Origin of the sequence: Arthrobacter cheniae, from assembly GCF_003602275.1 — a bacterium.
GTDB lineage: Bacteria > Actinomycetota > Actinomycetes > Actinomycetales > Micrococcaceae > Arthrobacter_D > Arthrobacter_D cheniae.
This window is the reverse complement of the sequence record NZ_QZVT01000007.1, coordinates 1-12093: the sequence shown is the minus strand read 5'-3', so window position 1 is coordinate 12093 and position 12093 is coordinate 1. Positions and strand designations below refer to the sequence as shown.

Annotated in this window: 11 protein-coding genes; 8 read left to right on the top strand and 3 right to left on the bottom strand. The window is 62.3% G+C overall.

The window, feature by feature from the left end; translation table 11 throughout:
• Nucleotides 1-133: 133 nt before the first annotated feature.
• Both D6T63_RS13400 and D6T63_RS13395 read left to right on the top strand, forming a co-directional pair.
• Nucleotides 134-1021 carry a GAF domain-containing protein gene (locus D6T63_RS13400; protein WP_182977004.1) on the top strand — a complete coding sequence of 296 codons (888 nt, stop codon included), beginning with the start codon at nucleotides 134-136 and terminating at the stop codon, nucleotides 1019-1021.
• A 103-nt stretch (nucleotides 1022-1124) separates the two neighbouring features.
• Nucleotides 1125-1757 (top strand): GNAT family N-acetyltransferase, encoded by a 633-nt coding sequence (locus tag D6T63_RS13395; protein ID WP_120149567.1) that lies wholly within the window; start codon nucleotides 1125-1127, stop codon nucleotides 1755-1757.
• 264 nt (nucleotides 1758-2021) lie between these two features.
• Here D6T63_RS13395 and D6T63_RS13390 read toward each other — a convergent pair whose 3' ends face one another.
• The 3 genes from D6T63_RS13390 to D6T63_RS13380 all read right to left on the bottom strand — a co-directional run bounded on the left by D6T63_RS13390 (nucleotide 2022) and on the right by D6T63_RS13380 (nucleotide 4389).
• Complete coding sequence (locus tag D6T63_RS13390; RefSeq protein WP_120149566.1) at nucleotides 2022-3017, bottom strand: LLM class flavin-dependent oxidoreductase; 996 nt, start codon at nucleotides 3015-3017, stop codon at nucleotides 2022-2024.
• Nucleotides 3014-3160, bottom strand: coding sequence for a hypothetical protein (locus tag D6T63_RS19810; RefSeq protein WP_235830750.1), 147 nt, complete (start codon nucleotides 3158-3160; stop codon nucleotides 3014-3016). The genes D6T63_RS13390 and D6T63_RS19810 overlap by 4 nt, the downstream gene beginning before the upstream one ends.
• 374 nt (nucleotides 3161-3534) lie before the next feature.
• The gene (locus tag D6T63_RS13380; protein ID WP_120149564.1) at nucleotides 3535-4389 is read right to left on the bottom strand and encodes an alpha/beta hydrolase fold domain-containing protein; all 855 of its coding nucleotides are present in this window, start codon (nucleotides 4387-4389) and stop codon (nucleotides 3535-3537) included.
• A gap of 206 nt (nucleotides 4390-4595) precedes the next feature.
• Between D6T63_RS13380 and D6T63_RS13375 the strand changes: the two genes are divergently transcribed.
• The 6 genes from D6T63_RS13375 (at nucleotide 4596) to D6T63_RS13350 (ending at nucleotide 11963) form a co-directional block, all read left to right on the top strand.
• Nucleotides 4596-5279: a hypothetical protein gene (locus D6T63_RS13375; protein ID WP_120149563.1), complete on the top strand. Its 684-nt coding sequence runs from the start codon at nucleotides 4596-4598 to the stop codon at nucleotides 5277-5279.
• 76 nt (nucleotides 5280-5355) lie between these two features.
• Nucleotides 5356-6522, top strand: a complete 1167-nt coding sequence (gene wecB / locus D6T63_RS13370; RefSeq protein WP_120149562.1) for a non-hydrolyzing UDP-N-acetylglucosamine 2-epimerase — start codon at nucleotides 5356-5358, stop codon at nucleotides 6520-6522.
• 55 nt (nucleotides 6523-6577) lie between these two features.
• Nucleotides 6578-7774, top strand: coding sequence for an MFS transporter (locus D6T63_RS13365; protein ID WP_120149561.1), 1197 nt, complete (start codon nucleotides 6578-6580; stop codon nucleotides 7772-7774).
• 18 nt (nucleotides 7775-7792) lie between these two features.
• Nucleotides 7793-9067: an FG-GAP repeat domain-containing protein gene (locus D6T63_RS13360; RefSeq protein ID WP_120149560.1), complete on the top strand. Its 1275-nt coding sequence runs from the start codon at nucleotides 7793-7795 to the stop codon at nucleotides 9065-9067.
• Nucleotides 9064-10767: an FAD-dependent oxidoreductase gene (locus D6T63_RS13355; protein WP_120149559.1), complete on the top strand. Its 1704-nt coding sequence runs from the start codon at nucleotides 9064-9066 to the stop codon at nucleotides 10765-10767. The genes D6T63_RS13360 and D6T63_RS13355 overlap by 4 nt, the downstream gene beginning before the upstream one ends.
• Complete coding sequence (locus tag D6T63_RS13350; protein WP_120149558.1) at nucleotides 10764-11963, top strand: acyltransferase family protein; 1200 nt, start codon at nucleotides 10764-10766, stop codon at nucleotides 11961-11963. The genes D6T63_RS13355 and D6T63_RS13350 overlap by 4 nt, the downstream gene beginning before the upstream one ends.
• Nucleotides 11964-12093 lie beyond the last annotated feature (130 nt).

Sequence of the window (12093 nt, the reverse complement as noted above, 5' to 3'; positions counted from 1 at the left end):
GCCGGGTGTCTACCTCACGCATCTGTTCCCTCGCACCTGGCGCAGAGGGGTTGGAACGTGATGGGATTTGAGAACACTGGCCCGCGGCCCGGCCTTAAGGTCGATGGGCGAATGAGTCTGTGGAGGTATGGACGTGCTGAGTGAATACGTGCAGCAGTGGAGCGCGATCCAAACCGTGCGTGCAGCCGATCTGGGCGACATCGACATCTTCCTGTCGTACTTCGCCCTGGATGGAAATGCGGATGAGATCGAGATCGAGGGGTACCTCGCTGGAGTCACGATGCTTCCCGTGCAGGACCGCGACTTGCTCGCCCACGCCATCAACGAATTGCTGGACAGCACCGGTTCCATGGTCGACGGAGCCCACTACAGCAACCACGACGCCACAACGTCCTCCGGGTACAGCGACTACCTGCGCACCCTGGTCATCTCGCCCGAGGAATTCGACTTCACGGCCCCGCCGGCTGGGGACCTCACCGCCAGCGCGATGACCGACACGAGCAAGAACGTTCCTGCCTCCCTGGAAGCTGCTGCAGCGGCCGAAGACCCTGATCTGGATGAGACCGAGTTCCGGCGCCTTCAGGCGTTGCACGAGTCGGGGTTGCTCGAGACCGGGGCTGAGGAGCGCTTCGACAGGCTCACCCGGCAAGCGAGGGACCACTTCGGGATCAGCTCGGCCTCCATCGCCCTGATCACCGAGGACGCCCAGATCATCAAGTCCGTCACCGGGCCCCTCGGTGAGGACATGCCGCGGGACCTTTCCCTCTGCGGGACGACGATCAAATACGACCGAACCCTGGTCATCAATGACGCCAGCGTCCATCCGGATTGGCGAGATCATCCCCTCGTTACCGGGGGCCCACAAGTCCGCTTCTACGCCGGCCATCCGGTCTGCACTTCCGGTGGGTGGCGTATCGGGACTCTGTGCCTCATGGACGACCAGCCCCGTGCCTTCAGCGACGACGATATGCAGGTCCTCCGGCGGCTCGCCGCGCAGGTTCAGATGGAGATCTGGGTCTGAACCCTAAGCTCGCTGACTTTGTTATCTTGACGCGTCCTCGATACCATTCAGCAGACCGGGGTCCAGCCAAAGGCCGTGGTTTCTGACAAGCACAGGAGTCGCAATGATGCATTTCTTGCACCCAGGCCAGATCGCCCCCATCCTCACCTCAACACCCGATGTATCGGATGCCCTGCTCGACGACGTGCTCTCCTTAACCGCCGGCAACGCAGCCCAAACGCATGAGCCTGACACCGCAGTGCTCGATGAGCAGCTGTCCGCCGATGACCTCGAAGAACTGCCGACCAGGCAGCTGCGGGTCATGGTGAACCAGGCGTACAGGCTCCTGGATTCCAGTTACCCGCCCTACGGTGCTGTGGACCACTACGAGATGCTCGTCGAAGAACTCGAGCACCGGGCGCGTCAGGCCACCGAACGCGGCACCCAGACCCAGGGCCAAGCCAAGACTCGAGAAGCGTTCCGCAATAACGCCCTGAACAGCCGGTTCGAGCTGTTCGTCGACGGCGCTCTTGCCGCATATGTGAGGTACACGATGGACGGCGGACGAGTCGTTCTTTTCGACGGTGCGGAGCAACTAGATTTACGCGGCCAGGGCGTCGACGCGACGCTGATGCGCCACGTGGTTCTCAACGCCCACAAGCGGCGTCTGCGCCTCGTACCGAGATGCGCCATGGCGTACTCATTCCTCGCCGGCAACCCCCAGTACCAGGTGCTTACCGCAGAGCAATCGCGCTAGCGACGCGGCTTGGGCCCGACTCGATCCCAGCTCTAGACGACCGTAGGGCGTAGCGGACCTTCAGTCCAAGCGCTGCGTCTTACCGCGGCAGAGTCATTGCAATAAATTATGGGCGTCTTTGGGTGTACGGGAGTACCACCAGCAGGGTAGAAGGATGATTGAACGACCGAAACACGACCTAGAGCCAAGGGTATGTGTCCAACCCTTCGGTCATCCTGACGTTCGACTAGCCTCTAGTGGGACGTCGCTAGCCCCCAGAGCTGGCTAGAGATTGCTCGTCGACTCCGACGTCAGGGCTGTGCGACCGCTAGAGGTATAACTATCGATGCCTGACGTGAATACCTCGTGCATGGCCTGCTCAATAAGCTCGAAGGAGCGAATTCGGTCGTCAAATCGGGGGAGCGGAGTGGAAATCATCAACTCGTCCACCCCCATTTGTCTCGACAACCTCTTCAGCTGTTTGACGACTGTTACTGGTTCACCAACGATCATTCTCTGGTCGTGGTCCGCACGATGAGACAGTTCCTGTTCAGACCAGCCCGAGATCACACTGTCGGTGCAGTTGGGGAATGGTTGGTCCAATCCAAGGTCCTTGCGCGCGCGCCATAACCGCACAGAGTCTGCAAGGCGATCTGCTTCGTCGGAAGTTGGTGCGGTGATCACTCGAACGGCTCCCAGCCCTTCTGGGTGTGCACGGTGATTCGTTGGGGCGAAAGTGGATGCATACTGCAGGATTGCAGGCCGGCCACTTGTCGCGTTCAGGAAGTGGGCATGTGCGTAGCCTGCGCCGAGGGTGGCGGCCAGAGGAGCGGATCCTCTCCCTGCGCCGAGGAGCCAGAAGTTCAAGTCGGTACGGCTCTCGTCGTCGGGCATTAGATGCAGGCTCTTGTGTAGCTGTACGAGCTTGTCGGTGAACATGTCGGGGTCGGCAGTGCCCGCCCGACCGACGCCGAGGTCGACACGGCCGGGATGAAGTGCCGCAAGGATATCAAATGATTCGCTGATCCGCCGTGGATCGTGCTGTGCCAGTAGGACGCCGCCCGTCCCGACTCGCATGCGACCAGTGGCGTCGAGAACGGCCATGGCAAGCAGCTCAGGAGTTGTTCCAGCGAAGCCAGGCGAGGCGTGGTGTTCAGCAACCCAGAATCGGTGATAGCCCATTGCCTCGGTCGCTCGTGCGAGCCTGATGGTCTCCCTGAGGGCTTCGGCCGGACGGAGGCCCGCCGCTACGGGGGATTGGTCGAGGACGGAAAGCCTCATCGCGTCGGATAGGTTGTGCCGGGGGCGCAGGCGGGCACGATGGTGAAATCGGCCATGAAGACGAGATTGTGGAGGTCCGCGGAGGCTATAGATCGCAGGAGCGGTACCTCTTCCGCAGCGTGCTGGGCGGTGAAGACATTCATAGGCCACTCCCGCACTGTGCCCCCGCGCAAGTGCGGGTGATGGAAACCTCGCCCGTAGTAGGCATGCAGGCTCACTGGCGGAAGGGCGAGGGACCTTTGCTCCTCCCATGACAGTGTCCAGGAGCGAAGTGGCCCATCTAGCGTCTGCGCGGTGCCAGAGTCCTTCACGATCCCTTGTCCGAGGAGCATTGCTTCGTTCATCTCCTTAAGGACCTGTAGTGCGTAGGGGCGGAGTAAATCCACTGCTTCGAAGAAGAGCTCTTCCTTGTCCCGCCTCGTGACGGCGCCACCATGGGTGCCGTCTCGCAGGTCGGCAAAATGTCGCCGAAGTGAATGGGTGTACGCGGGCTGTTCGATGCGGACCGGGGCATGAGTCATGGTGTGCTCGTTTCGGGTGTCTTGTTGGTGGCCAGGTCGAGACCCATGCGTTTGAGCTCCAACTGCACCCACTGGTGAACAGGATTGGCGCGCGCCGAGGTACTGAGGAACTGGCCGTGGAAGACCCATGGGTCCTCACAGAGGGAAACGCTAACGGCCGCATCACGGAGCTTCTTTGCCAAGGCACGGACATCGTCGAACACAGGATCGGAAGGGCCAACGAGCAGCGCTGTACGGCAGACGCCGGCTAGGTGCTCTTCATGGATCGGGGTGAGGTACTTCGATCTGGGTAGCGTCCCGTCGGTTCCTACGTACTGTCGCCAGGCGTGCATCAGCATTGAATGCGGAGGAAATGGTTGCTCGGGTTGGTGGTAGGACGGGGATGTGCAAGCTGGATCGAGCGGTGGATACGCCAGGATCTGCCCGGCGAGACCGAACCCGCTGTCTCGAGCGAAAAGGGCGGCACCAGCTGCCAGTGTTCCTCCCGCACTGTCTCCGCCGACGTAGGTGGCACCACCAAATTGTGTATCGCTCCAGCGGATGGCGCACGAGATGTCCATCACCGCGGTCGGATGCTGCCACTTTGGTGCCAGCCGGTAACCGACGCTCACGAGCCGTGCTCGCCCCAGTGTCGCGAGCTGCAGGCAAGCGTCGTGCCAGTCATCGATCGAGCCCCGCGTCCAGCTGCCACCATGCGCCCACACGAGCGTAATCCCGGCAACATCCTCCGGCTCATAGACCCTGACCCGGATGTGTTGACCGTCAGCTACCTGAATCGTCCTGTCATAGAAGCGGACCGCACATCGATGTGGTTCGGGTGCAGACAGGTGCGCGAGCAGGTCAAGGGTCATTGAACCAGTCTTGCTGCGCCGACCGCTTCCCACCTGTCCCTGCTCTGCCTATCACTGACAGGGCGTGGCTAGATTTGCCTTCCCCTGTTGATACTTGGCCCAGCGGAACACCGGTGTCGCCACTCGCCTCGGTGTCCCGCTTTTTTGTTGCCGTCGTCCGACTTCGGCCGCGGATCATTCACTGTCGACATCTTCAGGGGTACCCCATGCAAGCGTCAACACAGGAATTGCTGTCCTTTTCCAGCCCACTTGCCTACGCAGAAATCCTGCGATCCGTCACGGATTACGTCATTCCCGGCCGGAATATCGTCGTCAACATGTCAGCCTCTGACGCCTGGGTAGGTGCACAGCAGTCAAGCGCCCTTCCCCCGTTCAGCTCAACGATCCTCGTCGATGGCCGCGTCTCGGGGCACCTCCTAGGGGTCTTCTCTGTGCAGGACATCCCTGAGCAGGAGCATTTAGCACGCAACCTGGGCTGGACTGATTTCTACGGACCAGGGGAGGACCATCCAGTTCTGCTCAAGTCCGTTCAGCAAAGCCTCGGTGCGGTCGAGATCGATAAGGCCCAGGCGTTGCACTCTCCCGGGCTCGGCGTCGGGGACTTCGAGCTCAAAGCCAATCTGTGGTTCAGCCCCGCCGGCACTGACTGCGGCATCCACAACGAGCATCCCTTCATCGAAATCCACACCCAGATTTCGGGTATCGGCCGCATGCAAAAGTTCACCGCGAAAGACCAGACAGCGCTGTACGAGGACCAGATTCTGGCTCCAGGTGCCACTAACCCAGTCCCCTTCTGCACCCAACAGCCCGCCGGCTTTCTCTACCCCTGGCACCAGTACAAAGCAGACACAGACTGCATCTGGCTCGCCCTCGAATACCACCAGATCTAAGCGCTCCGCACTCTCCAGCTTCTGCCAGCGCCGGCCATCCCGGCGCCGCCATCACCCATGCCCCAAGGAGATCATCATGAAAACCATCGGAGTCGTCTTCGGCACACGTCCGGAAGCGGTCAAGTTCGCACCCATCATTCACTCCCTCATCGACGACCCTCGTTTCCGGCCCGTCCTCATTTCGACCGGACAGCACCGCGAGATGCTCGACAACACTCTTCAGGAATTCCGCATCACCCCCGACGTCGAGCTCGGGGTCATGAGGGATAAGCAGACCCTCTCGCAGGTCACACACCGCATGCTCGAGGGACTATGCGCCGGGGACCACATGGAGGGACTGGACGCGGTCATGGTGCACGGCGACACAGCCTCCACGCTGGCCGGGGCCCTCGCGGCCCTGCACCGCTCCGTACCGATCATCCATGTGGAGGCCGGCCTGCGCAGCGGCAACAACTATTCACCGTTCCCCGAGGAAGCCAACCGGAAGCTCGTCGCCCAGATCGCCGCACTGCATCTCGCCCCGACTCCCGGGAACAGCGCCAACCTCATTCGCGAGGGGATCCGCGAGAGCTCCATCGTCGTCACCGGCAATACCATTGTCGACGCTTTGCAGTGGGGTATGCAGAACCTTCACACCTACGGGGCGGAAGTCCTCAATGACCTCGACGACGATCCGCGTCGCGTCATCCTCGCCACGACGCACCGTCGCGAAACCATCGGTCAGCCGATGAGGGAGATTGCCGAAGCTCTGGCGGACATCGCGGCTCGAAACGACGTGCGCATCGTGGTCCCCCTGCACCTGAACCCGCGGGTACGCGAGATCATGCTCCCCATTCTCTCGGGTATCCCAAACATCAACCTCGTCGATCCACTGCCCTACCTGAGTTTCTGCCGGCTGCTCCGTCGGAGTGACATCATCCTCTCGGACAGTTCCGGCGCCGAGGAAGAGGGGCCCGCCCTGGGCAAGCCGACCCTGGTCCTGCGGGACATCACCGAGCGGTGCGAGTCCATCTTGACGGGAAGCTCCCGTCTTGTCAGCCGCAACCGCGGGCAGATCGTCGCTGAAGTCTCCCGGCTCCTCAACGATCCCGTCGCCTACCGCGATATGGCGGGCGCGATCAACCCATACGGCGATGGCCGGGCGACCGAACGGACCATCGCTGCGACCGCGCACTTCTTCAAAATCGGTCCCGCGGTCATGCCCTTCGTGCCCGGCGCTGAGAGCATGCCCGTCTTCGCCTGATCCACTACCGGGGCAGGCAGGGGCAACCGCTGCCTGCCCCAAGAAGGAAGACCCCATGCCCCTCGGACTTTTTGCCCTTGCACTGGGCGGCTTCGGCATCGGCCTTACCGAATTCGTCATCCTTGGACTACTACCGGAAGTAGCAGCAGACTTCGACGTCAGCATCCCGGTCGCCGGCTATCTCGTTTCGGGCTACGCGCTCAGTGTCGCGGTCGGCGGAATTTTCGTGACCGCGGCGACGGCATCGCTCAAGCCAAAAAGCGTGCTGTGTGCCCTCATGGTCCTGTTCATCGCAGGCAACCTGATCTCGGCCGTCGCCGACACGTACGCGGTCATGATGGCCGGACGCATCGTGGCAGCTCTCTGTCACGGCGCCTTCTTCGGCATCGGCGCAGTTCTTGCGTCGACCCTTGTCACCCCCGACCGAAGGGCGCGAGCCATCTCGCTCATGTTCGCGGGGCTCACCATCGCGAACGTGCTGGGAGTTCCACTGGGAACCTTCCTCGGACAGAGTTACGGGTGGAGGTCGACCTTTTGGGCCATTACCGCCATCGGCGTTGTCGCCTTCATCGGACTGGTCGCACTCATACCTCAGCGCGCTGCCGAGTACCGGGCCGCTGGAAGCCTGCGACGCGAGCTGCGGGCCTTCACCAGCGGCCAGGTGTGGCTGTCCATCCTTGTCACCGTCTTCGGCTTCGGCGCCATGTTCGGGTCCTTCACCTACATCGCACCGATGCTCATCGACCTCGCCGGCTTCTCGCCCTCGGCCGTCCCGTGGATGCTCGTCCTGTTCGGTACGGGGCTCTTTGTCGGCAACATCGGCGGGGGACGAGCTGCGGACTTGAATCTCGACAAGACGCTCATCACCTTGCTGTCCGGTCTGACGGTCGTACTGCTTGCCTTCACCGTAGCCATCCACAACCCGTGGTTTGCAGCTGTCGCAGTATTCCTCCTCGGCGCGGTCGGTTTTGCGGCGGTGCCAGGCATGCAGATGCGGGTTCTGTCCTTCGCGAGCCAGGCACCCACCCTCGCTTCGGGTGTCAACATCTCGGCCTTCAACCTCGGAAACGCGATCGGCGCCTACCTAGGCGGGGTGACTATCGCTGCCGGCTTCGGATACGTGTCACCCGTCTGGGTCGGTGCGGGCCTGGCCGCCGTCGCGCTGGCACTGATCCTGGCGGCTGCCCGACGGGCCCGTGGCACCAATACCCCCACCCCTTCTTCCTCACTCTCACCGACAGCCGTCGGCTGACCCACGAAAGGTACCGCCATGACAACACCAGCAATAGCAGGCCCCACGATCCCAAGCCTGGACATCACGGAACCACTCTTCGGCAGCGAGACAGTCACCGATTTCCTGCGGGACGGGTACTGGCTCGAGGCGGCTGACATTGACGGGGACGGTCGTCCGGACCTCGTCGGCTACGGCCTATCCCTCGGGGAAATCTACTGGTACAAGAACCCGACCTGGGAGAAGCGCTTGATCATCGACAAGATCAAAGAGCCGGTCGGCATGGACTTCGGGGACATCACCGGCAACGGCACCGACGACTTGGTCGTCTGCTACCAGCTGTACGGGCCCGGCGGCACAATCCACCACGCAGATCCTGAAGGCGGCAAGATCGACTGGATCGAGAACCCGGGCAAGGATGCAGAGGACACAGCGCCGTGGAAACGTCATCACATCGGACGTGCCATTGGGATGCACCGCCTCCGCGTCGGCCACTTCACCAGGACGGACCGTACCCAGGTCATCGGGTTCCCCATCGTTGCGGTCGAGGACGTTCACGCGGTGCTTCCCGTGGTTCTCTTCACCGAACCGGATGACCCGCGGACCGAGTGGGACAAGGAGATCATCTCCGACACCGACTTCAGGATGATCCACGGCGTCGCACGGAAAACCAATCTGATCCCAGGATCAGCACTGGACTCCATCCTGATGGCATCAGATGAAGGCGTTACCTGGCTCTACTACGAAGAGGACTCGAACACCTGGAAGTACGAGCACATCGGCGACGGCGAGGAATCCCAGTTCGAGCTGACCACATTCAAGGGCAGCGGGGATGTGGACGGCGGTCGTGTGGGCGATGACCCGCTTGCCTACGTCGCAGCGATCGAACCCTTCCATGGCAACACGGTGGCCGTCTACACCCGCAGCGGCGGTGAAGAGGAGGCCGCCGGCTGGACGCGCCACCTCCTGGACATCTACGGGGACCCGAACGAGAACGGCGAAGGCCCAGGCCACACGGTCATGTGCCGGGACTTCGACGGTGACGGCGATGACGAGTTCCTCATCGGACTTCGCGGACCAAATCCTTGGCAGGGCGCGTACTACTACAAGGCGGTCGACCTGCAAAAGGGCCTGTTCCTGAAGTGGAAAGTCTCGGGCGAATCCATCGCGCGCATAGTCGCTGGTGACTTCGGTTCCCGCGGCATCGACGATTTCGCCACCATCTCCTACTCCGTCCAGCACTATTTCGTGGCACCGAAAGCAGAGATCACCCTGCACCCCAACCTGACACGACAAGGAGGCCATCAGCGATGAGAACCAAGGACAAAGCCACGGAAAAGGCAGGCCTCGGCAGGAGACATTTCCTCGGCGGATCAGCCACCGCGGCAGCCGTTGGGTCACTTGCCGTGTTCGAGACAGCCGGCGCTTCCGCGGCTAACGCCGCCACGGGACCGGCCACACCCGACGGGTCGATCATCGGGCCATCGGACTCGCGCTATCGGGATTTGATGACAGGCAACAACCAGCGGTTTGTCGCCCGACCCGAGTACGTGCGGCTGATCACCAGCACCAGGGACGCCGAGAGCGCCGTTCGGGACGCGGTCAGCACGGGCAAGAAGGTGTCCGTGCGCAGCGGCGGGCACTGCTTCGCCGACTTCGTGTGCAACCCGAGCATTGAGGTGATCCTCGATGTGTCGCCCATGAACGCCGTCTACTACGACAAGAAGATGCGCGCGTTCGTCGTCGAGCCCGGAGCCCGATTGATGAACGTCTACGAGACCCTTTACAAGAACTGGGGTGTCACGATACCCGGTGGCATCTGCTACAGCGTGGGTGCGGGCGGACATATCGCCGGCGGCGGCTACGGCTTGCTGTCGCGTTCCCACGGGCTGGTGACAGACCACCTGTACGCGGTCGAAGTTGTCACCGTCGCAGCTGACGGCAAGACCAAGACCACCGTAGCCTCCAGGGACGACAAAGGCGCCCTGAATGAGCTCTGGTGGGCTCACACCGGCGGCGGCGGCGGCAACTGGGGGATCGTGACCAAATACTGGTTCCGTTCTCCGGGCGCATCCGGATCCAACCCGTCGGACCAGCTCATCAACGCACCAGCGACGGTCCTCGTCAGTGCCATCTCGATTCCCTGGGACCAGCTCGACGAGGTGAAGTTTCGCAGGCTGATCACGAACTTCGGCGCCTGGCACGAGAAGTACCGCGAGCCCGGCACCCCCGAGTCCCACCTGAGCAGCCTTTTCAACGTCAGCTCGAAGGCGAACGCGAACATGGGTATGTTCACCCAGATCGACGCGGCAAGCCCCGACGCGAAGGGTGTCATTGACCGCTACGTGGCCGCCATCCTGGACGAGGTCGCAGTGACTCCGGAACCTCTGGACACGCCTACCGGGGAACTGCCTGCGATGCCTGACTTCTTCACAACGAGGGAGATCCCCTGGCTGCAAGCGACGCGGCTAGTAGGGACAGATAACCCGGTCATCACGAACCCGACGAGCCGCGGCGCGCACAAATCCTCCTATCTCAACCGGCGCTTCACCGACGACCAGATCGGCGTGCTCTACCGCCAGATGAGCCGTCCGGACTTCACCAACCCGAACACGATGCTCGTACTGTTCTCTTTCGGCGGTCAGGTCAACGCCGTCGCCCCGGACGCGACGGCGAACGTGCAGCGGCGATCAGCCTTCAAGCTCTGCCTCCAGACCTTCTGGCCCGACGAGTCCGAGGACGACTGCTACCTCGGGTGGGAGCGGGACACCTTCGAAGGGATGTTCGCAGCCACCGGGGGAGTGCCCGTACCGAACGAGCAGCTCGACGGGTGCTACATCAACTACCCCGACGTCGACATGGCGGACCCGGCCCGCAACCGCTCCGGGACCGGGTGGCAGGAACTGTACTTCAAGTCGAACTACCCGCGCCTCCAGCGGGCCAAACAGGCGTGGGACCCGACCAACTTCTTCACCCACAGCCTCGGCATCGAGCTTCCCGAAGCCCGGCCATGACCGCGACGACCGCGACGACCGGGGCGAGCAGCCCACCCAGGGCTGGCCTGAGCAAACTGCCCTCGCTCACCGGCCTGCGATTCTTCGCAGCGCTGCTCGTCTTCTGCTTCCACATCACGCTCTCGAACTCACCCATCCCGCCAAACGACCCCATCAACCCGTTCGCCGACCAGGAACTCGGCTCGTTCCTCGAGATGCTCGTGAGCAAGGCAGGGTACGTGGGAGTCTCGTTCTTCTTCGTGCTCAGCGGATTCCTGCTTGCTTGGTCGTACAAGCCGGGCGAACAGACGACGCGTTTCTGGCGCCGCCGGCTGCTGAAAATATTCCCCAACCACCTCGTCATGTGGGTGCTGTCGATGATCCTCTTCGCCGCGGCGATCAACACGCCGACGGGCATCATCTCCAACCTGTTCCTCGTCAATTCCTTCTTCCCGGACGGCGCTGTCTATGTCGCGGTCAACCCACCGTCCTGGACTCTGAACAGCGAACTGCTGTTCTACATGCTGTTCCCTCTCATCATGATCCCGCTGCGCCGCATCCCGGGTAACAGGCTGTGGGTGTGGGCCTGGGTCATGGTGGGAGCAATGATTGCCGTTCAGCTGGTGACCACCTACCTGATTCCAGCCACTCCGGTCTCGCCTCTCACCCCGGTCTCGGTCACCCAGTTCTGGTTCGGCTACATCTTTCCGCCGTCACGGTTGTTCGAGTTCATCCTCGGCTCCATCCTGGCAATGATCGTGCTCGACAAGCGGTGGATCCCGCTCAAGATGTGGCAGGCTTTGCTGATCTGCGTCGCCGGGTATGCTCTCGCGATGGTGGTCCCCTTCGTCTACAGCTTCAACGTGGCGACGATCATCCCGATAGCGGCCATCATCTGCACTGTCGCCGCCGGCGACATCGCAGGTCGCAAGACTTTCCTCGCCTCACCGGTGATGGTCTGGCTCGGCAACATTTCCTTCGGGTTCTACCTCTGCCAGGGAGTCGTCATCTTCTACGGACGCATCCTTCTCGGCGACCAGGTGTACGACACCCCGATGGCGCTGCTCGTGATCACCGGGTTCTTCGTCGCGACCCTCCTGGGCGGTTGGGCCCTCTACGCTCTCGTGGAGAAGCCCGTCATGGATCGCTGGGCGCGGCCCCGCCCCAAGGGTGCAGTACCAGCTACGGAGCAACCGGAGCCCGTCGCAGCGCCGTAGAGCTCACCAAGAAGGGGCCCGGCACCATGAACTGCTCCCCGAAAGTTGGACTAGAAATCTAACTTCCGAGGAGCAGTTCATGTATGCGAGTAGCTCGTTGTCTGAGGCTCAGCGCGAGGCCGCTGTAGCG